Raw genomic sequence first — 24,102 nt, forward strand, 5'->3', positions numbered from 1 at the left:
GTGCCACCCGGCTTCAGCCGGGTGGCCGCCCTCCTTACTACGCTGCGCTGTTATTGGTGACGTGTCCGTTACTGGTCGAAGTTTAGCGATAGCGTAACTTCGTCCTAAAATGTATTAAGCTTTCAGCTTAAGTGTATAAAAGTAATAGTACAATCGGTTGAATTTATTTAGCTAATAATTCCGAGTACGGAAGCAGAATGCTTCCATTGTTTTAGGACGAAGTTACGCTATCGCTAAACTTCGACCAGAGTAGGGTTAAGATTCTATCCCCGGCGGCCAGAGGCCGCCATGATAATAGCCACTCGGCTGGAGCCGAGCGGCGGCGGAGCTTTTTAATTCCGACCTTTAGCCTTTCACCTTAAAAATCACCTATCCAATGGCATCCAGGTCTCCATATCCACATGCCCACGGTTTCCCCAGGCGTAATAAGGGATCAGCCTGATCTCAACAGCATTTGGTTTTGGTGCCGATACTTCTTTATAAAGTCGGTTACTCCAATTGTTTTCATCGCGCAGATCAGCTTTACCTGTAAGGCTCATGATGTCACTGTTATCTATTTTGATCATTTCGGGTTTGAGTTCACTGCCAGCCGACAGGGCAATATTGAAGATCTTTTGTCCCTTAGCCAAATCGGTCGATTCAAGACAATACACCACCGGACCACGTTTAACCGCTACCTGGTTGCGTGTTTCCTCAACCAGCGGGTTAGCTTCCATCAGGGCAACCGGCATAGGCAGGTCAAGATCAATAGTCATTCCCCTTTTCCAAACGGCATTCAATTGGGTGTAGGCTCCGGGAGTAGTATCTAACTGGGGCACCGGCTGACCAGCAAGTTTAATACTCGCTCCCTTGCACCAGCCCGGGATCCTTAAAAACACGGAGAATGCTTTATTACCCGGCACTTCATCAAACCTGATATGGATCTTTCCATCCCATGGGTAATTGGTAGTTTGGGTTAGTTTTATAGGTGTTCCATCTTTCAAATTAGCAGTTATGGTATTGCTGCCATACAGGTTAAACCACAATCCTTTATCCGATACGCTATACGCATAATCGCTCACCTCGGCAATGGTACGCACCACATTTGGCGGACAGCAGTTGGATAATTTAATGTACCCAACCCTATCCTTTGACCAGCGCTGTTTAAAAGGCAAACTATCCGAATAAGCCAGCGGATTGGTATACAAAAAATCGCGACCACTCAAACTGATGCCCGAAAGCACACTATTGTAAAGCGCCAATTCCATCACATCGGCATATTTGGCGTCGCCGGTTATTTGCAGCATACGCCAATTCCATAAAACGTTGCCAATATTGGCGCAGGTTTCATTGTGGGCTGTAAAGCTCGGTAATTGATAATCGCGCCCGTATGCCTGGTGTACCTTTTGTACTTCGTTAGGGTTATAAGAAGTGCCGTCCGGCGAAACGCCGTCATACAACGATCCGCAGCCGCCGGTGATATACATTTTTCGATTCACCACATCGTTCCACATTAAATTCAACGTATGCATGAGGGTTGTGTCCCCCGTTTCGGCATACACATCGGCAGCACCAGCGAAAAGATAATTGGCCCTCACCGCATGGCCCATCGCCTGGGTTTGCTGACGGAAAGGCACCCTGTCCTGGTTATCATCGGTACCATCTTTCATGAGGCCACGGATATCGATGAGGTTTTTAGCCAGTTCAAGGTATTTGGGATCGCGGGTGGTCCGATACATCTCTACCACACCCATATAATGCGATGGGCAAATGGCATTGCGCGCCAGTTCGGGCGAAGCTGTTTTATAAAACTTATAGAGATAGTCGGTAGCCTTGATAGCTACTTTCAGCAAAGTTGTTTTGCCTGTTACGCGGTAATGCACACAGGCGGCGGTCATGAGGTGACCGAGGTTATAAGTTTCAAAGTTGAGACGGTCGTTAAATGCCTTTTCCTTGCCGCTGTTTTTACGTTCCTCGATAATGGTTGGCGTGTGGATATAGCCATCAGCCCGTTGCGCTTTGGCGATAACGGCTATGGTTTTATCCATCAAAGCATCCAATTTAGGATCGTGCGTAGCGGCGTACATGCTGGCTACGGCTTCAAACAGCTTATAAAAATCGCCATCATGGAAAGGTGGCCCTTCGTGCGAACCGGTATCCAGTCCGGCAGCTATTTCAAAATTGCGGTAAGCGTGACTGATCTTTGGGTCGGTATAAACACGCCACAGGTTCGGGATCATAGTATCACGGCAAACTTTGAACCTGTCGGCCCAAAAGCCACCTGTCCATTGTACCGCGCCCATATCTGGGCTGCTGAGTTTGGCGTAGTTACTTTTGCTGGTGTTGACCAGGGCTCTGTTTTGGGCGTTAAGTCTGCCGCCGACAATTACCAGTACTGTGATGATAATATATTTATACGATGTTTTCATTTTACTATTTTTGAGAGGAGGTGAAGGCCTCAGGGTCCTCTGCGAGAGACCCTGAGGGACACGAAGATATTTATATGATGTTTTCATTTTAGCATTTTGGAAAGATGCAAAGACCTTAGGGCACTCTGCGACTTTAAGTTAACCCTCAAAATTGTTTTATCGTTTAATCAGCAAGGCGTCTTGTTTTGCCCCTCTGGGGCAAAGGATCTTTCTATAATTTTTATGCTACAAACCTTCTGCACCTCTGGTGCACCTGTCTTAAGCATATCTCAATTAATACCTGTTTATTTATAAAAATCCCCCAGAGGGGGTAAAGGTTTGTAGAAATATCCCACCCCTTATCCGAACCCCAGAGGGGTTCAACTCGTGCTGATTACTCAATTAGCAATGACCATTTAACTATTAATTTATGGATTGACCTAAACTCACAGACAGCCCCTGAGGGAATCCGAATAATGAGATATTTATATGTTGTTTTCATACTATTAAGGGATATAAGTGAGCAGGCTAACCGGGCTCAGTAAACCGGCCGGCAAAAGCTGGCGGCTCTCCAAACGGTAAGGCGCGTTTGTCCATGTAATTCGTTTTGTTTCGGGCAGGGCATGATCGCCCATTAGGCGGTTAGCCCAGGTATTGGTTACTTTAATCATCAGTTTGTTTTCGCCGGGTTTAATGGCTTTGCTGATATCTACCCGGTATGGATATGTCCAGGCTGTGCCACAGTTAATACCGTTCAGATACACTTCGGCCAGGTTGGCAACCTTACCCAAATCAAGATATAACTTGCTCCCTGTTTTTCCGGTAAACTGAAATGTGTGGTTATAAACCGCTGCGCCGGAATAGTACTTCACGCTGTCATTATTATTAAGCGACCAGTCCTCAGGTTTATCAAACGTAACCGGTTTTACAGGGCCTCCTGATTTAGGATCAAACTGCACCTGCCAGTTTGTAAAAGTCTGTACTGTTTTAAAATGTGCCGCTTTATCCAACTCAAGCTTTGCTCCCGGATTACCGTTTCTGAAAACGATAAAAGCCGAACCATTTGCAGCAAGGTCAAGGCTTAGGTCTGTACGTGCCGATTTACTGCTGCTCCGCAAACGTGTTATTTCCCCCGTTAAAGGATCCCACAACTCGGGAACACGACCGGATATCCTTAGTGATAGATTAACGGTCCGGTTTAAAGCTTGTTGGTTGGAGATGAAATAGAGATCAAGATTATCAGCGCTGCGATGTGTCCACGCGAGGTCTTTTGCGAGTTGATTAACCGAATCCGTAGCGATCAAATCGCGGGAAATACCCAGTTCATCAAAGGTGTCTTTTTGGTAAGGGCCGATAAGCAGTTTACCTGTCAAAGCAGCCTTCATTCGCTGATCGCCCAATAAAACTGTAGCGCCCTCATTCACCAATTGCTGAAGTTTTTTAACAACCTCTGCCGATAACTGCCATGGCTGTGGAGACATTTGGCTCACGCCCGGCACAACCAGCATAGCATAGCTGGCACCTCCGGGTAAAACTATCCTGCCATTTTTCACGGTGGCTAAACGCAGCAACGCGTCTTTATTAAAAGAATCGTAGGCATAACCGCGCAGCGGATCGATCCAGTTTTCAGGCAAGGCTATATTGGCCGAGTGGCTTGCATCTTCAACCGAATTAATGACCGGCACATCTTTATTGGCCAAACGTTCAGCTTCCTGCTTTACCCGTTCGGCACCGAAGATCCCCGGCAGGGTGCTTACTAATCTATCAGGTAGAATGGCACGGCGCGGGGTTTCCTCGCCGGTAAAAACAGCAATATCGGCAACGGGATGTCCCTGTTGCAGCATAGCCTGGCAACGACTGATATAATCAAACCAGGCTTTACCCGGCTGCCACCAGGTTTGATCGCGCTGGAAAAACAGGCCGATGCCGTCCAGCGTCATTCCGGGTTTACGGTCGAGCCAGGGGTTATGTACATTTACGTGGAAAACATAACGATTAATGCCGAGGGCAAAATTGCGGTCGGCGGTGGTTTTGAGCATACCGGGGTGTTCATCCCATAATAACCTTAATTCGGTAAAAGCCTCGGCCTGGATAACATTTTTGCCGTAAATGTGCCCACCCGATATGGCATCCAGCATATCATTGGGCTTATCATGTGTTGGGCTCCTGAACCAAAACTCCCCCATCGGGATATCGGCCTTTTGGTAATGCAGCATGCCGTCGCTCATCATGGTTGGGGCGACGCTTTCGGCAGTAAATGTGCAGCCTTTTTCGTGCGCCAGCTTAGCCATGGTACCGTAAAAGTTATCTACCAGTAATTCGGCTATGGTTTGCCGCACGTCGGCCAAAACCTTTTCGGATTTTTCGGCGCTGTCCATCGGCACACCGGCCATCAGCGGAAGATATGGCAACAGATCGTACCCGCGTCGCTTTCTAAACTCAGCAGCAAAAACCGGCGACCAGTTTTGGCTCCCACACTCCCAGCTATCCACGTGAAAGATCTTTAAAACCCGTTTAGCCAGATCCGGCCCAACCTGTTTTACAGCTTCGCCAAACCAGTTCTCAAACTGTATTTTGGCAGCCTCGGGGTTAAACTTATCACACTCCAAACCGATGCCACCACCGCCTGTAGCGTTGGTATGCCCGGTGGAAGTATGACCAATGCGGATGATAGTCCAATTGCCAGCGGGTACTTGCCAGTTCAATTTACTATCAGCTCCTAATTTATCAGTAAGGTTGATGACCTTACTTCTATCTATACAGAGGTTTTTAGATAATTGGGCATTTGTGGTTTGCTTGCTTAAACGCCATACCTCTCCGTTTTTACTTTCATACTGATGTATATGCGGCTCGCTCAATAACTCAATTCCCGATAATTTTAAAGTAGGCTTCCATTTGGCAAAATCAAGATCTTCGGCTCCCGGCTCTGATCCCGTTTTATCGTAAGTAAACCTGAAATATCTGGCCGTAGTTGATTCAATGGCATTGGTAATTTCCGCATCACCATCTTGCCAGCCGTGACGTGGTGGCTCCAACCTGCTCAGCGAGCGAAAGTTTTTACCATCATCGCTCGCTTCAAGCAGCAGGCGCTGCGACTGGTAATTGCTTGCCGAAGTATGGATCATAAGCGAGCGGCAGGTAAATGGCTTTTTAAATTCCAGTTGCAGCCAGCAGGGCTCATTACTGGTAAAGCTTTTAGTATTACCTTTTCCGGCAAGGTATTGAACATCGGTATTCGACAGACTGGTAGTTACCTTCGGATGCTCGTCGTAACTGCTCTGCCCCTCGCCGGGCAACGACGGATAGGCCAATATTTCGATGTCTTTATAATAGTTTTTATAATGCTTAGGAACAGGCAAGGTATCGTTATAGGCTTTCCCCCCTTCAACCTCAGTTTTTGACCATACCACTTTCTGCATAGAAAGTTCAGGCGTTATCCAGGGACCACCGGCCAGGGCAAAACCATCGCTATCATGCATGGCCAGTTTTACACCTATCCTGTCAGCTTCCTGCATGGTAAATTTCACCATCGCCCACCATTCGGGGCTTAACTGGTTAATTGATGGAGTAATAAAAGGCGGATTAGCCGGCCCTTTAATAGGCATTAAATAAGCGCCCGCAATCCCGGCCTGTTTCATCGCCTGCAGATCGGCCGTAATGGCCTCCCGGCTTACTGCACCCTGCATCCAATACCAGAACACCCATGGCTTTGCCGATTCGGGCGGATGCAGAAAAGCCTGCTCCAAATCCTTTTTTGGGATCGAGAGTTTGTGCTGCTGGGCTAATCCCGGTAAAAACAGGCAGCAAAGGCAAATTATAAAAACGTACTTTCTCATGGCTTTCCGTTAAATTTTATCTGATATGCCGCGTTGCCTGCACTCTCAGGTTTACCCTCATAAGGTTTCAGGTAAAAACTGTATTGATACTTTTTGGCAGGAATGCGGTATTGCTCTAACGGTTCCGCCACTTCCGACCAGCTATCATTACCGCCTACGCCCATTTGTAGCAGGTCGATATTCAGGGTTATAAAACCTGCATCCTTCAGCTTATTGGTATGTTTTGCCTTTTGGATATTATCTTCAGTATAAGGCCAGGCGCTCATGCTGAGCAGGCTATCGGCAGTTACCAACAAGCCGCCGGTTTTATGGTGCAGCAGCATCCAGCGTACATCGGTACGGTTACCGTTTTCCTGCGGTACCACATAGAGCTCCATAAACTGGCTGATGGTTTGCGAATAGATCCCTGCCTCCGAGCCCGTACGCCTGTCGATATAGTTTTCGTAAGGCCCCCGGCCATAGTAGCTGATATTGCTGTCGGCCTGTGCTATCCCCATCTGCATCCCAATTTTGGGCAGGTTTGGCAAACCGGGTTTAACATCAAGGGAATAAGAAACCTTCAACAATCCATCAGCGCGAACGATGTAATCTACGCCGACCTTTGCGCTATCACCCAGCATCGAATAAACACTTTTGATCACTATCGTGCCATCCCCGGCTTTTTTGCTTGAGATCTTTTTCAAAACAGGCGCTGCTTTGATCCATACTGCCAGTTTCTTTTCCATCTTCCATCCGCGATGATCATTATCGGTAACCGGGCGGGTAAAATGTGGCAATAAAGGGCCAAATATTTGTTGCTGCCCTTTGCTGATATAGGAATTTAAAGCCCCATTATCTTTACTGATGCCAATCTCAAAATCTTTCCCATTGATATGATATGCCTTATCATTTTCAGATAATTTTGCTTCAGGATAATGCTTATCACCAGCGTTTGCAACTGATGTTTCAGGCTTGGTTAGCTGAAACTGATCACTTGCTATTTCATAACCTTTAGTGGCCCATGGCTTATCTTCGGCAAGGGTAAAATGGATATCGGCCAGGTAGTCGTGGTTTGCTTTTAAATTGGGCAGATATTGTTTAATGCTGATGGTTGTATCATGCCCGGCTGCAAGATTGATGCGGGGAATTTGTTTTTTCAGGATAACATTGCCGTCTTCCCTAACCTGCAGGGTAACCTCATAATCGGCCAGTGAAGCTACGCTATGCCAGTTTTTGATGTGAATATTGGCTTTACCGGCATCAACCAACTTACAAACCGCGGGCTGAAAAACGTGCTTACATTCATAAATGGCGGGCTTTGGTCGCCCGTCGGATGCTACGATTCCCTTGATGGTGAAATTATCATAATAGCGTTCGCCATAATCACCACCGTAGGCGTAGTAAGCCTTGCCTGTCGAATCATGTTTCAATAATCCCTGGTCTTTAAACTCCCAGATAGCCCCGCCGATAATCCGTTTGGTTGAGCGCCACTGATCCCAAAACTCTTTCAGGTTGCCGTTGGAGTTACCCATCGCATGCGAATACTCCACAAAAAATATCGGGCGGCTATCGCCATTTTGCTGATTGGCCAGCAAAGGCGCAGTATAAATACCGGGATACATCCGGCTCACGATATCTATATAAGGCTGATCAATGGGATTCTGTAACCTGTGCGAATGATCATTAGTTTTTGGATAACGCGGATCGGTCGGATCGATATAGCCTTCGGCCTGAGGCGTGCCCTGGGCAGGCTCATAATGAACCGGCCGGGTAATATCAAAATCATGGATCCAACCGGCCATTGCCGCATGGTTTGGCCCGCGACCGGCCTCGTTGCCTAAACTCCAGATGATCACACTTGGATGGTTTTTATCACGCATCACCATGCGGGTAGCCCTGTCGAGATAAGCGCCGGTCCACATGGGGTCGTTGCTTAATTTTGAGCCGAGGCCGTGAGTTTCGAGATTTGCTTCGTCAATCACCAGTATACCATACTCATCGCACAGATCATATAGGTATGGATCCATTGGGTAATGACTGGTGCGGATGCAGTTAAAATTAAAACTTTTAATGGTGCGCACATCGTTCAGGATATCCTCGCGGGACAACGCCTTGCCTTTTACCGGATCGTGATCGGGACGGTTTACACCGTACAGGTAAGTCACTTTTCCGTTGATGAGCAGCTTGCTATCTTCCTTGCCAAATTCAATGCTCCTGATGCCAACCTTGCAGCTTTTCACCTCCAATGTTTGACCGGTGCTGTCAACTAATGATAAAGTAAGCGTATACAGGTTAGGCTTTTCATCGCTCCATTTATCCGGGTTTTTAAGCGTGGTTTCCAGCAGACCAAATTTTACATTATCCAACCTTGGGTAGATCTCGTTGATGATGCTTTCCACACTTCGTTCCAATGGCTTTTGCAGCACTTCTTTATTGTTCCTGTCGAAAAGCCTTGCCTCAATCTTATACCCGGGCACAGCTTTGCCGGTGAGGTTTTCTATCCTTGGACGGATGGTGAATACAGCATCTTTATACTGTTTATCCAGTTTAGCCTGCCATTGAAAATCGGCTATCCGCAGTTTAGGCTCAGCCATCAACATTACCTCCCGGTGGATGCCGCTCATCCGCCATTGATCCTGGTCTTCCAGAAAATAGCCATCGCTCCAGCGGATCACCTGTACCGATACCACGTTTTCGCCCGCTTGCAAGTATGGTGTAATGTTAAACTCTGATGGCAAAAAGCTATCCTCGCCATAACCTAAAAACTTACCATTGAGCCAAACCTTAAAGCCTGAACTTACCCCGCCGAAATGGAGGGTAATATTCATGTCCTTCCAATTGGCAGGCAGGGAAAACGTACGCTGATAGCTGCCAACGCCATTATAATCCTGCGGCACGTGCGGTGGGTTAACCGGCCTGAACGGGTAAACGGCACTTTTATAAATGGGCTTATCATAGCCCTGCATCTCGATACTTGAGGGTACGATGATCTTTTTCCAGCCGCTTACCCTGCTTTTATAAAAATCCTTTGGCGCATCGGCCGGTTTTGCGGCGTAGCTAAAATCCCAATAACCGTTTAAGGATAACATCCTGCCCGATTTTTCCCTATTGCCCGCCAGCGCATCTTTAATACTGCTGTATGAATAGGCGGTGGCCCGGGCAGCATCGCGGTTGATACCGTCGACCAGGGGATTTTCCCATGGCTCGGCATCATAAACTGTAGGTACATTGGGGATAGGCGCAGGTGTTTTATCAACCAACTGCGCGTAAAGTCCGGTTGATGAAAATGCTGTTAAAAGCAGGATAGATAATAGCTTCTTCATCATTTTTTTGCGCTATAGTTTATGGTGTACTGTTTTTGTTTTTGGATGATGAGTTCATAGGTTTCGTTTTCTTTAGCAGTTATTTCCCCCTCCTTACAAACCGGTTTCGATGTACTCGCAAACCGCAGCAGGCCGGTTCCGGTGTTGCTGCTTACTTTGATCAGTTTGGTACTGCATGATACTTTGATATCACCATTGGCAGTTGGCACACTGCCTTCCATCCATTGTAAACCGCCCAATTGAGGTTCAATAACATACTGCTGATAGCCCGGAGCAGTTGGTTTTACACCGAGATAATATTTACCCAGCAAATAGATCGGGCTTGCTCCCCAGGCATGGCAAAGGCTTCTGCCAAATGGTCGTCCGTACATGGCGTAATGATCGGCACCGGTTTTGGATGGATTATACTCTTCCCAAAAAGAGGTAGCGCCGAGGTTCAGCATGCCACCCCAGTAATCCTTCATCTCTTTGAGCACATAGCTTTGTTCGCCCATAGCGCAAAGGGCTTCCAGCTCGTAAAAGCGCATGTAGGGGGTGGTTATCTTTTGGATCTTATCGTTCAGCAGCACATATTTTTTTACTTCCTGCTGTTGGCTTGCATTTAGGTAATTGAAAAATATCGAGAACATATTGGTGTAGCGGGTCACATTGTCGCTTTGCTTCCCATCAACCAGACTGTGCACAAAGGCGTGTTTGTCTTTATTCCAATACAGGTCGAAGATCTTTGATTTCAATCCGGTTGATAGCTGCTCATATTGTGTTTTGCCTGTGTCATCCTGCATAATACCGGCGCAAAGAGCCATGGTTTCCAGGCTGCGGCATAATAGCAATTGCTCAAAGCTTACTTCGCCTTTTTTGCTGAGTTTGTCGGCCCAATCGATGAATACCCAGTCGCCGGGCAGGCCTTCCATGAGGCCGTTTTTGTCCCGGCGCTGCAGGCAGTAGCTCATCAGGCTTTGCATGCGCGGGTACATTTGTTTGATGAAACTTTTATCGCTGGTATACTGATAGTAATCGTAAATGCCCATGAACCAGTAAAAGGTATAATCCATAATGGTATTGATGTGGCTGGTTACCGGATCTTTACCGCGCAGGGCATACAGCGTGCGGGTCACCGTGGGCGAATCAAAATACAGGTAATAATTCATCAGGTAACTCTGGTAAGCATCGCCCGACCAGATCCACCTGTCCCTCTTGATGCCATCGATAAAAAACTCGCGGGTGTTGAGGTGCAGGGTATAGGCGGATACATCCCAGATTTTATTGACCTGCTCATCCGAACATCTGAAACTCCCCCGCTGCTCAACCGGCGAATATTCATATAGCATGGAAACATCATCGGCACTTACATCATCATCATCAAACAATACATTGATGTAGCGGAAAGCACGCGAACCTTCCATAGTATAATCAGCTTTTTGAGGCTGATCTATGGAGATACTATCCAGCAGTTCGCAGGTTGCGGTGGCTAAAGCTTCTTCTTTGGATTCGCCATAACAAAGTTTAACATTGCCTTTACCTTTTAAGCCGATCAATTTTGCATAGCCAAAGGTTTCTTTACCAAAATCAACCAAAATGGAATGTTCTTTTCGTTCGGTTTTTGCGGGTTTGTGCTCTTCCGTGAGCAAACGGAACGCAGACGGGATTTTATCTGCCGAATTAAAATTCCAGTTGCCTGCGTTTACGTATTTGGTGGCCGACACATCGGAGGTTTTACCCGATTCATCAATCCATTCCTTATCCTCATAAGTTACCAGCCATGAGGTATCTGACACCAGTTGCTGCCCCTTCACAAATATGGCGGGAGCAGCAGCCTGGTTATAGACTTTGAGACTAAGCCTGTGCCTGCCAGCCGGCACATGGATATTTTTAGGGTAACCTGCTAAGGCCTTCCCGTCAAGCTTTACATTGTATTGGCCCTCAACGGCCAGTTCAACTGTTTCGGGATTGGTAAGCGTAAAATCCTTATGAAAATCAACCAGTACATAATGACTGTCCAGTTTCCAGAATGGCGGGAAGAAAGCCCCGCGCTCGGTGCGCCGATTTTGCATCCGGTTACTCAGCCATACTTCATAATCGCCTGGATACCAGATCCAGGTGGCCTTTTGCGCTTTGGCGACATCGGCAAAAAACATCAGGCCGAGCAGCATAATCAATATGTAATGCTTGTGGAGTTTTATATGGGTAGATATTTTATACATTTTTAATATCCGTTGAAAATGAGGTATAAAGCGATCATGACTATCGAGAGCAGCAACCAGGCTATTTTTACACGTCGGGTAGGTTTAGCGGTATTATGTATTTCCGATAGGGTTGCCTGGTAAACCGTAGGCGCGTTGTCAAACAGCGAGATCAGAACAGCCGAAACTGCCAGGAAAACAAATATGAAAAACGACAGCATCAGGTAATGCGGCCAAAAGCTGTACTTAGCGGATGGCAGCACCCATAAATACACCACGCCCGTACCCAAACTAAAGGCCGAGCCAGCTGATAAGATGACATTTACCGCTTTGCGGGTGGTGCGTTTCCAGTAAACCGTAAGCAGGAAAACCACAGCCAGCGGCGGCGCGATGAAGCCCAATACCGATTGAAATACATCAAACAGGTTAAGGCCTTTAATGCTGTCGATAGCCAGCGCCATGCCTATCGCAAACAGGCAGCCGGCAATTACGGTATAACGCCCAACCCTGATGAGGTCTTTATTAGTGGCCTTGGGGTTGATCTTTTCGGCATAGATATCCATGGTAAATACTGTGCTCAGCGAGTTGAGCGATGAGCCTATGGTGCCTACCAAAACTGCGATCAGCACTACGATAACCAGCCCGTTCATGCCGGGCGGGAAAAGGTTGGTGACCATAGTCATATAAGCCAATGCAGGATCGCTCAGATGCGGATAGAGGATAAAACACAGAATACCGGTGAGTATAAACAAAGGCAGCGACAATATTTTGAGCCAGCCAATAAAGTTAACGCCAAGCTGCCCCTGCTCCAGGTTTTTAGCCCCGAGCACCGATTGTACCATGGCCTGATCTGTACAGAAAAAAGCCACAGCCGATACCGGGTAACCTAACAAAATGGCATACCATGGATATTTAACATCACTTGCAGGATGAATGAGGTTCCAGTAATTTGCGGGCGTCTGATGAAATACCGCTGATAACCCGCCTGCTTTGTTTACGCCTAAAACAGTCAGTGTTAGTGACACGCCAATAAGCAGCAGCATTTGGAATACATTTACTTTGGCTATAGCTTTTAAACCGCCTGTAAAGGCAAAAAGCCCGGCGAATGATACCAGTACAATAACCGATTGCCACATTGGGATGCCCAGGATCTGCCTTACCAGAAATCCACCGGCAAACAGGCCAAGCGATAGCCACGAGATGAGCATTTTGATGAGCGCATACCATGCCAGGATATTACGGGTAGAATCACCGTAGCGGTTGCCCATAAACTCGGGCATGGTTGATACCTTGGCCGCGATGTATTTCGGCGCAAAAACCAACGCCAGCAGCATCAGGAACACAAAGGCATACCAATCGAAATTAACAGCCACGACGCCTGTGCTATAACCGATGCTTGCAAAAGCCAGCAGCATGGACGGCCCCACATTAGTTCCCCACATGTTAAAACCGATGCTTGCCCAGCCCAATGATTTATTGGCGAGGAAAAGCGTTTCGTCCGTTTTGTTTTTATTACCGAAACTGGCGCGATAACCGATCACCATTAAAACAACCAGGTACACGGCCACTACCGAATAATCCAGCAGTGTAAGTCGTGATACGATATTGCTCATGCCCAATATCATGCGCTTAACTCATTTACGGTTAAATTAAATTCGGTGAGGATGTCGTCAACCTTTACGGGTTTACCGCTTTGTAATGAACGATCCATAGCTTGCAGCAAGGCGATAGTGCCAATACCTTCTTTGATCTCCGGATAGGCTGTATAGCCCTTAGTGATGCTATCCGCAAAGTATTCGAGATAATTTTGATACTCACCGGCGTGGTGACTTTTGCCCTCAAACCTGAAATAATGCTTCAGTTTATGTTCCCAGGTGATGATTCGTTCTTCGCCGGTATTATCAGTGATGGCATAGCGCAGGTCCATATAATCACCCTGGCTGCAGCCTTCGGTGCCGCGTAAAATACAGCTCATTTCACTGTCGCGGGTAACGGGCTGCACCGGGCCTGTATAACAGCCACTCACACGTGCAATGCGGCCATCCTTCGCTTTAAAAATAAAATGCATGGTATCCGGGTTCTTCAAGCCACCTTTAGCTCCGTTAGAACTTAGCATGCCGTAGCCCATCACCTCTTCAATATCGGGCAGGTACCAGCGGATAAAATCAACCGGATGGCTTAAGCCGCCGTACAACCACTTAAATGCTTGTTGTAACGACCAGGGCTTCTCTAAAAACCAACGGTGGTCTGCATGATAATAGGCCTCTACGGTGATCAAATCTCCTATCAAACCGGCCTCATAGTCTTTGCGCTGTTTCTTCATCGGCTCAAAGAAGCGGGAGCTTTGGCCTACAAATACTTTTTTGCCGCTTTGCTCAACCAATTCGAGCATCTCGGCAGCTTTGCTCAAATCGTCGATAAAAGGCTTGGTACAAACTACGTGTTTGCCGTGCAATAAAGCCTGTTTAACATGTTCGGCGTGCAGATGATCGGGCGTATAAATGGCAATGATATCTATTTCAGCATCATTGAGCAGATCCTCGTAATTGGTTGTATAACTATGAAAGTTGAACTCCTCAGCGCGTTGTTTACACAATTCAATATTCCTGTCGCACACCATTTTCAATTCAAGCTTATCGCTTTTCAATACCGCCGACATGGTGCTGCGCCCTTCGCCTAATCCTAATATTCCTATTTTCATTTTTATAATGATCGTTTAGTGTCGCTGTTGTCTGTTACTTGTTTAAAAAATACCCATACCTCGCCCTTTCGGGTGCCGGGCACCCCTTCCTGGTATTTTTTCATCAACCTGTTCCAATCGTTTATCCGCGGATTATTTTCGATGGTTTTAGGATTGAGGTCGTCAAGCTTTTTCCCTTTCGGGATACTGATCACCAGCATCAGCCGGCGCCCGTTCCTGAACACCAGTAACTGCTGAAAGCCGGCATTACAAAAACCTTTAGAAACCTCGGGCCAGTTTTTAAACTGGCCGGCGTGATAATCGATATATTCCTGCTGCAGGCGCTCGTTGGCAACCAGGTTTGCAGTTAGTATGATGTTATCCCATTGCTTAGCAATACCATTTCCGCCGCAACGCAGAGCCCGGTTAAAATCATAAAAGGGGCTGCTATAAACCGTAACCTGGCATGAGGGATATGCTGCGCGAGCACTTTTTTGGATGGATGCCGTGTTTAAATGCTTACCGTAAACAATGAGATGGTTATCCCAACGATAAACAGCCGAAGCCGGTAACCCCTGCTTACGGGCGATATTCAATAACGCGGTATAATTGAGCGAATTACCTTGCAGGCCCGTCACTTCAACAATAGCATAGGGGTTTGTAGCTGCTTTTACATAAAATGCAGGCAACAATAAAACCACCGTGAGCCAAACTATATATGTTTTTAATATTTTCATTCTGTTTTATGATTGATGGGTAGGTTATCCGGGGTTACCTTGCGATATTGAAATAGATAGCTATAAGGCCGTTCTATACCTGCTGATAGCTTTACACCATTATCAACCTGCGGACCGTTATTTTCCCAAACATTGCCGGGGCCATTGGCATTTTTCAGAAATTTATCTGCCGGGCACCAGTTGTTTTTTATGGTGATGTATGACGAACCCTCATCGGTATACAGGTAAAACCAATGCTGCGGATCATGCGCGTAGGGTGCTTTATAAATACTATCGACATAGTTATTACTGATCACCGAGCCAGGCTGTGCCGACAGTGTATAGATGCCGGCCACATCATACATATTGCGGGCGTAGTGATGAATTTTGTTGGCCGTGATGCGGTTATCGCCCATGGCGTTGGTGGTCTTTGTCCAGCCCCAGCCCATGCTGATGCCAGTGTAGTTTACATCACAAACCTCATTATGCGTTATGCTGATGCCTTTAACATAGCCTACGCCAATACCAACGCATCCCCAATCTTCGTTGGTGGCATCGGTGATCAGATTATTGGCGATGGTATCATTGGTGCAGATCTCCCGTTTATCAGTAGGGTTATAAGGCAGGTGAACTTCCTGCGCTTCGTCTGAATATACGCCGTCGAAAATTGCTGTGCCGCCGATATCTTTAAACAGGCTGCCTTTAACCACATCATTGTTCGTACCCCGCTGAAAATCCAGCCCGGTTGAGGCCATGTGTTCAAAACCACAGCCATCAAATGCGATGTGCGACGCATAAGCTACTTCAACCGCAGCTTTCGGTCTGCCCACCCATGCCTGGTTTTCCAGTCCTTTTTTATCCGGCGTGCCGGGAATTTTCAACTTGTAAGCATCCAGCATGTACATCCCGGCCTGGTGCGGAACCAAACCCGCTTTTGACGGACGAAGCCAGCTGCTATGCTCAAAACTGATATTTTTAAAACTGACGTAGCTAACCGGGAGGTCAATGGTGCCCTCCATTTTTACCAGTGTTTCCAGTTGAGGGACGGTAACAATGGCTGTTAGCAGATCCTCTCCTTTGTGCGGGATATAATAGATTTTATTAGCGATGCGCTCATGAAACCACTCGCCAGGATGATTTAAAAAACTGATCGCATTGCTGAGATAGAACGCTGAATTACCTGTTTTTTTGGAGATCCAGGGCGCCGGCCAGGGATGCTCGGACTGGATGCGACTTTCGGGCTGATAAAAAGATAAGCGGGTGCTATCCCCCATTACCTTAACAGCTTTAACCCGTAAAATAGCTATCGCCCACCATTGGTGAATAAACATTTCCATACCCTTAAGGTGGGAGGTATCAATAGAGGCCGACCATGGGATTACACATGTTTCGGTTTTGTGATCCCAGGACAGGATACGGTTCATGAGTGGAGCATCGGTATCGCGGGCACGAACTGCCTTTTCATTATTCACCCACAGCTGCCTGAATTGTAAAGGTTCATCTCCAATCATTGGTACATCAGCTTCCCAAACTTTGCTTTTGGCTTCTGCCGGTAAACCGGGAATCTCTGAAGTTACTTTACGCCATCCGGCTATAGTTATCCCGCCGTTTAGGATAGTTTTGCCTATTCCTTCGCCCTCAATAAAGGTCGGGCTCTCGGCTGTACCTGAATCTTCGGGGCGAATAAATAATGGCTCTGCTAACTGGTAAACTCCCGCTAATACTTTGATATGGATGCCGCCTTTTATCGATGCATCATTTAACCGCCTCAGTTCACGGGCTTTTCTGATTGCCATGGCTACAGTTGCCAGCGGTTGCTGCTGAGTGCCGATATTTTTATCAGAGCCCTTTGGCGATACCCAAATTTCGGCCGCAAAAACGCCGCCTGTCAAAATAACATTTAACAGGAATATCAAAACAACTATGCGGCGGATGTTCATTTACGTTTTATTAGTTAGCCTGAAAAATTGATTTTACGTATGTGGTATTAGCGCTGAAATTCCACTTTACATTGCGTGGGTCTTTGGCATCGCGCGAGCGTTCAATGACCAGCCAACCCGTCCAGCCCATTTTATCCAAAGTGGCCTTTACCTGCTTCATGTTTATTTTGGGGTCATTTTGCAGCCAAACACCGTCATCATTGGTACAGTGGATCTGCACGATATAATTTTTGCCCAAGGTTTTAAGTTCGCCATCCAAATCCCGCCCGTTCCTGATGGCGTTTTCAAAATTGAAATAGCTTTTAATGGCCGGTGAGCCTATATCCTTCAATAACTGCAACTCGCCTTTGGCATCCAATGCGGTTTCAATGCCTATTACCACCCCGGCCTTTTCAGCAATTTTACCAACCTCCTTTAAGCGGGAAACAATAGCGGGCCGCAATTCAGGGTATTTTATCAGGTCGCCTTTTACGCCCATCGGCAAAAAGCCAACTTTAACACCCATTTGCTTCATGGTGTTGATACAATCGGTAACCGCCTTAACCGCTGTCGGCCGTTCGGCAAAAGATTGGGCGAAGAATCCGGTCATGCCCATGGATGGAATTTCGAGGTTCAGCTCTTTCGCCTTGTTCAGGAATACATTCCTTATCGAATCATTGGCCAGCTGGTTATCAAAAGTCTCCCGGTCGCCAAGGCCGCCCATATCTACTTCAACGCCGTCTGCACCGATTTCTTTAGCCAGTTGAAATGCACCTAACTTTTGCCGTTTGAGGATCATCAGATCAACAACCGCTACTTTATAGCGCTGCTTTGATGCGGTTTGGGCAACCGACGATGCGCCAAAAGCACACATCATCAACCCCATCCATAACCCCGAGATCAACCTGTATTTCATAACTTATTTTTTGTTGCCTGCGCAAATACTTTCTCTAACTGATCAAAACCTTTTATGGCATTGGCCGGGAGCTTTTCGCCCTTGTCACCAAACACATACATAGCAGGTTCTTTTTCGATAGTGACCTTTTGGTCATCAAAATTGCCGCTGCTGTCTTTAATTTTATTTAGATCTAACCGAAAATTCTTCGCCACGAAAGCGTACAATGCCGCCCGTTTTGAAGGGCCGAAATCGTGACCTTCATTGGGCAAATGCACATTCTCTACCTTATCCGTGGCACCGTAATAACCATACATTTTTTGGAGATAAGGAAAATCATGTTCGGGCATATTGGCTGTCCAGTCCTGCCCGTCGGAAATGAGCAGCTGAGGACGCGGTGCAGCCATAGCAGCTAATTCTACATTATCTGTTCCGTTGCCGCATTGATGGATAGGCATCCCGCTTTCGCAAGGGCATCCCCCATAAAAGTAAGATGACACCGAGACCACGGGGGCGCTGAGTTTGATCCTGTCGTCCATGGCAGTCATCAAAACGGTATGGCTCCCGCCACCCGAGCCGCCGCTGATGCCTAACCGTTCAGGGTCGGTTTCTTTAAGCGAAAGCACATAATCCAGGATCCGGATAGCACCAAGCGCCTGGATAGTTTGTGCCAGGCTACGGCGATGATCTTCATCCTTAAATTGCAACAAGGACTCGCCCCAGGCAAAAAGGTCATAGCTATAAGCCATTGCCCCCATCCGTGCCAGCGAGGCACAACGGATCTGGCAATCGGTACGGTACCGCTGGTGTTCCCAATGCCCGTCGGGACTTAAGATCACCGGGATCTTCCCTTTAATTTTGGACGGCTTATATAGTGAACCGTTAATGTACAAACCAGGCAGAATTTCAATGGCGATATTCTCAACCGTGTAACCGTCATAAGTCCGTTTAGGGGTGATGATTGGTTTTGAAGCCGGTTTGGCAGGCAGCGGCGATAGCTCCAAAGCTTTGTAAAGCTCGGGTTTCAGTATTGCCTTTCGTTGCTCCCAGGTATCACGGTCGTGGTATTGGGCGGCTATCCGGTCAAGCTCCTTCCAGCCATCGCTTACCGACCAGCGGAAGTATTCATATTCTTTGAGTTTGTACCTGCCGGGGGCTTCTTTGTTCACCTTCAGATCGAGCGGGGTAAGGATGTTGGCCAGTGTGGTATCCACATTTGGCCTGAACCGCCATTGGGCGTAGTTAACCCATTTACCCTCAACCTGGGCAGCCGTGTACTTGATCTTTACATGGTATTTTTCCTGTACCTCATCAAGTACCTCCTTTAGCGTTTTCCTGTACATGGCATCGGTAGTTTGCTGCGCACGGGCATTTAAACTCATCACTATGAGGCAGGTTATCAGTATGTAGATCAGTTTTTTCATTGTTTTATTTTTTTGTAGAGACGCATAATTGCGTCTCCCGCATGCAAATTAAGCCGTTTAGAGTCTTGCAACCGGCTTGTCCTACGGGAGACGCAATTATGCGTCTCTACATAAAACAAAAAGGAAGCGTCATTACAAATCCTTAGTCTCCCCCGTAGCCACCGGAGGCGTATACCCCTCCACCTTGGGCCAAACACCATCCTTTATTTCTTTTAACTCTAACTTTGAAGGATCAATAACCACATGCTTTATTTTTTTCCTGCGCCAGGTATACACCACATGCACCAAACCATCTGCTGATTGAATAACCGATGGATAAGAATACTGGCTGATAGGCGAATCCTCCAAAATCAAAGCCGCATACCAAGTAATACCATCTTTAGAAACAGCTACGTTCAATGGTGTACGCGCGCCCTTGGCTAAATTTCCCGGAGGCAAAACATGGTTATAAACCAGCAACTGGCGACCATCTTTTAAAGTCACCGCATCGGTACCAGAGTTATTATTGGGCAATGAAGTTTTCTCCAAAGCAGACCATGTTTGCCCTCCATCCTTCGACCATGTGCTTAATATCGCCCTATTCTGGCTGCGGCAAAGCGCCTGCAGCCTGCCATCTTTATAAGTTAAAATACTTGGCTGTATCGCTTTCATGTCCTTACCATCGCTGATGGGGCCTATCATTATCCAGTTTTTGCCAAAATCCTTGGTGGCCTCAAAATGCACCTGCCAGGCTTTGCCTTCGGTACTCACCGGACTCAACAACGTACCATTTTTCAATAACACCGGCTTGTTTTTGATAGGTCCTAAAAACCCCTCAGGCAAGGCCTTTTGCTCCGACCAGCTAATGCCGCCGTCTTTAGATGTTTTTACAAAACCCTTCCATTTCGCCGGACTCGGGCCTATTTTATAATAAAGCTGCAATTCTCCTTTAGGCACCTGGTATAGTACCGGGTTCCAGCAGGCATAGCGCAACGTATCATTCTGGATGCCGTTGGCAACGTTAACCCCTTCTGTCCATTTACCACCAACAAAACGGCTTACCCAGATACATACATCGGGGTTGCGCTCTTTGGTACCACCAAACCATGAGGCTACAAGGCTGGTTGGTGTTTCAGCGATGGTTGCTGCATGACACTCGGGGTACGGCGCTTTATCATATATAAATTCGTCTTTCACAATGCCTTTACGCCATGGATTTTGGGCAAATACATTAGCTGTAAATAAGCAAGCCGCAGCACAGGTAAACAAGATCTTTTTTAACATCGTAGTATTATTTTTGAGTAGCAACCTTGTCCTTTGCAGCTTTATCAGCAGCCTTTTTTGCGATGATGGCTTTGGTATAATCGCCGTAGAGCTTGTGCCAGTTGCGGCCGTTGCTGTTGAGGTATTGCTCGTTCCTGGTTTTGTAGATTTCGAAAATGGCCGATACCTGCTTGATATTTTTAAAATCGATAGCCTGTTCTCGAGCCAGTTTCAGGTTAGCGAGGATTGCTTCTTCTTCAACTGGGGTAAGATTAGGGATGATAGATTTATAACCGGCCAGTGTAAAGGCCACTTTGCCGATGGTATATTTATCCAATACGGTTTCAACCTGTTCTTCAGTCAGATCATTACGTAAACCGGTCATCAGGTTTTCATGTACCGATTTTGGCAGTGATGAGTTGATGATGATCTGCCTGTCCATGGTGCTCAATGCCTTCCCGGTAGCAGGATCGATACCTGCCGGAACTGATTCGTATGAATGGTTGTTGTTCCAATCGCGGATGGCTTTGAGGTGGGTTGCTATCACATTTTTTACGCGGGTAGCTTTTGCGGTATCAGTAAGGGATAATGAGGTTACCCAATCAATAGCTTTTTTATCCACTTCCGCATCGGCTTTGGCCTGCGCCTCCGGAGATGGAGCCGATTTAGTTACCTGTTGTTCCTGGGCTTTTAACGTGCCCGACAGCGATAGTAAGGCTATCAGCATAGCACCCGCTATGTTTAATTTTTTCATATCAATGTTGCTTTAATATTTTACTTCAAAATCATAATCACCCGAACCAATGCTGAGCACCGCCTTCCCATTGTCCATTTTCACCGGTTTAATATCTTTTATGGCTGATATTTTCTTCCCGCCCTCAGTCACATCATTCATATTCTTTGCGGGCACATAAACCAGGGCTGCACTGTTTGGCGGTACAGTAACATGCCAGTTAAAACTGCCCTTAGTATTAGTGTAACTGCTTTTTACAATGCCATAGGCTGTTTGGTACGAAGCGTTGACACTATCCAGCCCTTTGATAATCGCAGGTTGCATAACCGTTTCCTTAAAGCCTGCATTAACCGTTTTTATCCCGGCTATGTCCTGGTAAAACCAGGCAATCAGATCGCCCAATAGCATGATGTGGTTGCGGGAATTCATGGCAGGGTTGGCGGTATCGCCGTTCCATAATTCCCAGATGGTGGTAGCGCCCCGGTTAGCCATATAACCCCAGCTTGGGTAAGTTGTATTGGAAGCTATTTTCCAGGCCAGATCGGGGCAGCCAAATTCGGTAAGGCCGCGCATCAACCATTGGGTACCGATTACGCCAGTACTGATATGGTCATGGGCTTCGTTGATCTTAGCCACGATATTTTTAAATACAGCTTGTTTGTGGGCAGTTGGGGTGATCCCGAAATAAAATGGCAGCAGATTGGCCGTAACTGTATTGTTACTGTATCTTGATGTGGTTTTATCAAAATACCTATCATTAAATGCTTTACCAATATTCTGCCTTGTCGTAGCGAAAAATTGCGCATCAGCAGGTTTGTGCAACATGATAGCGAACTTTTGCATCAAGCCGGATAAATGATAGTAATAGGCTGTCGCGATCAGTTGCCCGTCGGTATTCAATGAAGAGTCTTTAGCGTGGATCAGCTCCGGCGATTCGGGCGGTACACACCAATCTCCATATTTATCTTTGGTGACGATGTGGTTTTTCATGTACTTAACCCGCATGTAGTCCATCCATTTTTTCATGGATGCGTAATGCTTTTCGATAGATGCCTGATCTGCAAACTGGCGGTAAAGCATATCGGCCACCAGGATATAGGTGCCGGGCCAGGTCATGTTATCGCTGTAGTAATTCCAATAAGCGGGGGCAACATCGGGGATAGAGCCGTCGGCTTTTTGCGATTGCGCGATATCATCCAGCCATTTGGCGTAGAAATTACCGTTGGCAAACACAAAACTTTCACCCAGCGAGCCTACTGCCCTATCGCCAAGCCAGGGCATCCGCTCGTTTCGTTGAGGGCAGTCGACCGGCATGCCTTTGTAGTTGCTCAAAATCCCCCAATAAGCATTATGATAGATCTTGTTGACGATATCGTTAGATGTTTCAAAATGGCCAATGGTTGGCAGGGCATCATAAACAACCTGTCCCTCAAAATCTGCTAATTCGGGCTTACCGGGATAACCGCTGATCTCCACATACCGAAAACCATGATACACAAATACCGGATGCCAGATCTCTTCTGCCCCGCCTTTCAGTGTATACACGTCGGTTACCTTGGCATCACGCAGGTTGGCTACATAAAGTTCATTATTGGGTTGTAGTGTCTCGGCATAACGAAGAGTTACTTTATCTCCCCGGTTTCCTTTCACATGCATCTGTAACCAGCCTGCCATATTTTGCCCCAGGTCCATGATCCATACATCTTTTTTTAATTGATTGATGCTGATTGGTTTGATGGTATCCATTACCCTGATGGGCTCGTTCATCTCCGCATCAAGCTTGCCGCCGGGTGCTTGTACCAATTCGGCCTTAAGCCATTGGCTGTCGTCAAAACCAGGCTTGTTCCATCCCGGAAACTCTTTGGTAGCATCATATTCCTCGCCATCATATTCGTTATTGGTGCGGATAGAGCCATCGGCTGTAAAATGCCAGTTGTTATCACTTAGGATGGTTTGCTTTGTCCCATCGGTATATTCAACCTCCAGTTGCAGCAGCATTTTGGGGAAACCAAATTCCTTGATCTTTTTGGGTTTGTACTTTGGCCGCATAGTAAAATACCTGCCGTTGCCCAGCACCGTTCCGATGGCGTTACCTCCTTGCTTGAGGTAACGGGTAACATCAAAAGTGTTGTATTTAACTGATTGGGTATAATCGGTAGGCGGACCGGCCAAAACCTGGTCGCCAATAGGTTGGCCATTTACATATAACTCGTAGTGACCAAGGCCAACGATATAGGCCGTCGCTTTTTTAAAACCCGGCTTCAAATCAAACTGGTGGCGATAGTAACGTGCAGAAAGCCGGGAGAATTTAGATACGCTATCCCAGGCAAAACCGTGGTCGCAGCCTATCCATTTGGCTTTCCAATCTGTGGGATTTAAAAGACCAATAGTCCATGCCGCGGGTTTGCTCCAGGTGGTTGTGCCATTGTTAGTCCACACCCTGACTTTCCAATAACATGCTGCACGGCTGCCCAATGGCTTGCCCGCGTAGTTAACCATAACAGATGCATTTGAGTTTACTTTGTGCGAATCCCACAGGTCACCCTGTCCTGCTGTTAACTTTTCAGGAGTTGAGGCTACTAAAATTTGATAGGCAACTTGGTCGGTATTTCGGGTATCGCTGGTGATTTGCCAGCTTAACCGGGGCTTTGTGGTGCCGATGCCTGAAGGATTGCTCAGCATTTCGCATTTCAGGTTTTGTAAACCGATGCGGGCATCTGCATAGCAGTTGGCAGTCCTTAAAATTAAGCACGCCAACAAAATGAGATATGTGAACAGCCTCTTCATC

13 protein-coding genes are annotated in these 24,102 nt (G+C 47.0%); all 13 read right to left on the bottom strand.

Annotation, left to right across the window (positions count from 1 at the left end; genetic code table 11):
- Positions 1 to 365 precede the first annotated feature (365 nt).
- The 13 genes from ACEN9X_RS03320 to ACEN9X_RS03380 all read right to left on the bottom strand — a co-directional run bounded on the left by ACEN9X_RS03320 (position 366) and on the right by ACEN9X_RS03380 (position 24,101).
- Entirely contained in the window at positions 366 to 2,408 is a 2,043-nt protein-coding gene (locus tag ACEN9X_RS03320; RefSeq protein WP_413669060.1) for a glycoside hydrolase family 127 protein, read from the bottom strand.
- A gap of 485 nt (positions 2,409 to 2,893) precedes the next feature.
- Positions 2,894 to 6,223 (bottom strand): glycosyl hydrolase, encoded by a 3,330-nt coding sequence (locus tag ACEN9X_RS03325; RefSeq protein ID WP_413669061.1) that lies wholly within the window; start codon positions 6,221 to 6,223, stop codon positions 2,894 to 2,896.
- A complete protein-coding gene (locus ACEN9X_RS03330) occupies positions 6,220 to 9,528 on the bottom strand; it encodes a glycoside hydrolase family 2 TIM barrel-domain containing protein (RefSeq protein ID WP_413669062.1) in 3,309 nt (1,102 codons plus the stop codon). Before ACEN9X_RS03330 ends, ACEN9X_RS03325 begins: the two co-directional genes overlap by 4 nt.
- Positions 9,525 to 11,726, bottom strand: coding sequence for an alpha-L-rhamnosidase C-terminal domain-containing protein (locus ACEN9X_RS03335; RefSeq protein WP_413669063.1), 2,202 nt, complete (start codon positions 11,724 to 11,726; stop codon positions 9,525 to 9,527). The genes ACEN9X_RS03330 and ACEN9X_RS03335 overlap by 4 nt, the downstream gene beginning before the upstream one ends.
- Positions 11,727 to 11,728: 2 nt before the next feature.
- On the bottom strand, positions 11,729 to 13,318 hold the full coding sequence (locus tag ACEN9X_RS03340) for a sodium:solute symporter family transporter (protein WP_413669064.1): 1,590 nt from the start codon (positions 13,316 to 13,318) through the stop codon (positions 11,729 to 11,731).
- A gap of 8 nt (positions 13,319 to 13,326) precedes the next feature.
- Entirely contained in the window at positions 13,327 to 14,406 is a 1,080-nt protein-coding gene (locus tag ACEN9X_RS03345; protein ID WP_413669065.1) for a Gfo/Idh/MocA family protein, read from the bottom strand.
- Positions 14,407 to 14,408: 2 nt separating this feature from the next.
- Positions 14,409 to 15,122: an L-rhamnose mutarotase gene (locus ACEN9X_RS03350; protein WP_413669066.1), complete on the bottom strand. Its 714-nt coding sequence runs from the start codon at positions 15,120 to 15,122 to the stop codon at positions 14,409 to 14,411.
- A complete protein-coding gene (locus ACEN9X_RS03355; protein WP_413669067.1) occupies positions 15,119 to 17,041 on the bottom strand; it encodes a right-handed parallel beta-helix repeat-containing protein in 1,923 nt (640 codons plus the stop codon). Before ACEN9X_RS03355 ends, ACEN9X_RS03350 begins: the two co-directional genes overlap by 4 nt.
- A 10-nt stretch (positions 17,042 to 17,051) precedes the next feature.
- Positions 17,052 to 17,936 carry a sugar phosphate isomerase/epimerase family protein gene (locus tag ACEN9X_RS03360; RefSeq protein ID WP_413669068.1) on the bottom strand — a complete coding sequence of 295 codons (885 nt, stop codon included), beginning with the start codon at positions 17,934 to 17,936 and terminating at the stop codon, positions 17,052 to 17,054.
- Positions 17,933 to 19,339, bottom strand: a complete 1,407-nt coding sequence (locus ACEN9X_RS03365; RefSeq protein WP_413669069.1) for an alpha/beta hydrolase family protein — start codon at positions 19,337 to 19,339, stop codon at positions 17,933 to 17,935. Before ACEN9X_RS03365 ends, ACEN9X_RS03360 begins: the two co-directional genes overlap by 4 nt.
- A 132-nt stretch (positions 19,340 to 19,471) precedes the next feature.
- Entirely contained in the window at positions 19,472 to 20,602 is a 1,131-nt protein-coding gene (locus tag ACEN9X_RS03370) for a sialidase family protein (RefSeq protein ID WP_413669070.1), read from the bottom strand.
- Positions 20,603 to 20,609: 7 nt separating this feature from the next.
- Positions 20,610 to 21,335 carry a DUF3826 domain-containing protein gene (locus tag ACEN9X_RS03375; RefSeq protein ID WP_413669071.1) on the bottom strand — a complete coding sequence of 242 codons (726 nt, stop codon included), beginning with the start codon at positions 21,333 to 21,335 and terminating at the stop codon, positions 20,610 to 20,612.
- Positions 21,336 to 21,347: 12 nt separating this feature from the next.
- The gene (locus tag ACEN9X_RS03380) at positions 21,348 to 24,101 is read right to left on the bottom strand and encodes a family 78 glycoside hydrolase catalytic domain (RefSeq protein WP_413669072.1); all 2,754 of its coding nucleotides are present in this window, start codon (positions 24,099 to 24,101) and stop codon (positions 21,348 to 21,350) included.
- Position 24,102 lies beyond the last annotated feature (1 nt).

The sequence above is a fragment of the Mucilaginibacter sp. Mucisp86 genome (genome assembly GCF_047324315.1).
Classification (GTDB): domain Bacteria; phylum Bacteroidota; class Bacteroidia; order Sphingobacteriales; family Sphingobacteriaceae; genus Mucilaginibacter.

Bases quoted from the DNA above. Each gene is read 5' to 3' on its own strand.
- ACEN9X_RS03320 (WP_413669060.1), bottom strand. From the start codon at position 2,408: ATGAAAACATCGTATAAATATATTATCATCACAGTACTGGTAATTGTC.
- ACEN9X_RS03325 (WP_413669061.1), bottom strand. From the start codon at position 6,223: ATGAGAAAGTACGTTTTTATAATTTGCCTTTGCTGCCTGTTTTTACCG.
- ACEN9X_RS03330 (WP_413669062.1), bottom strand. From the start codon at position 9,528: ATGATGAAGAAGCTATTATCTATCCTGCTTTTAACAGCATTTTCATCA.
- ACEN9X_RS03335 (WP_413669063.1), bottom strand. From the start codon at position 11,726: ATGTATAAAATATCTACCCATATAAAACTCCACAAGCATTACATATTG.
- ACEN9X_RS03340 (WP_413669064.1), bottom strand. From the start codon at position 13,318: ATGAGCAATATCGTATCACGACTTACACTGCTGGATTATTCGGTAGTG.
- ACEN9X_RS03345 (WP_413669065.1), bottom strand. From the start codon at position 14,406: ATGAAAATAGGAATATTAGGATTAGGCGAAGGGCGCAGCACCATGTCG.
- ACEN9X_RS03350 (WP_413669066.1), bottom strand. From the start codon at position 15,122: ATGAAAATATTAAAAACATATATAGTTTGGCTCACGGTGGTTTTATTG.
- ACEN9X_RS03355 (WP_413669067.1), bottom strand. From the start codon at position 17,041: ATGAACATCCGCCGCATAGTTGTTTTGATATTCCTGTTAAATGTTATT.
- ACEN9X_RS03360 (WP_413669068.1), bottom strand. From the start codon at position 17,936: ATGAAATACAGGTTGATCTCGGGGTTATGGATGGGGTTGATGATGTGT.
- ACEN9X_RS03365 (WP_413669069.1), bottom strand. From the start codon at position 19,339: ATGAAAAAACTGATCTACATACTGATAACCTGCCTCATAGTGATGAGT.
- ACEN9X_RS03370 (WP_413669070.1), bottom strand. From the start codon at position 20,602: ATGTTAAAAAAGATCTTGTTTACCTGTGCTGCGGCTTGCTTATTTACA.
- ACEN9X_RS03375 (WP_413669071.1), bottom strand. From the start codon at position 21,335: ATGAAAAAATTAAACATAGCGGGTGCTATGCTGATAGCCTTACTATCG.
- ACEN9X_RS03380 (WP_413669072.1), bottom strand. From the start codon at position 24,101: ATGAAGAGGCTGTTCACATATCTCATTTTGTTGGCGTGCTTAATTTTA.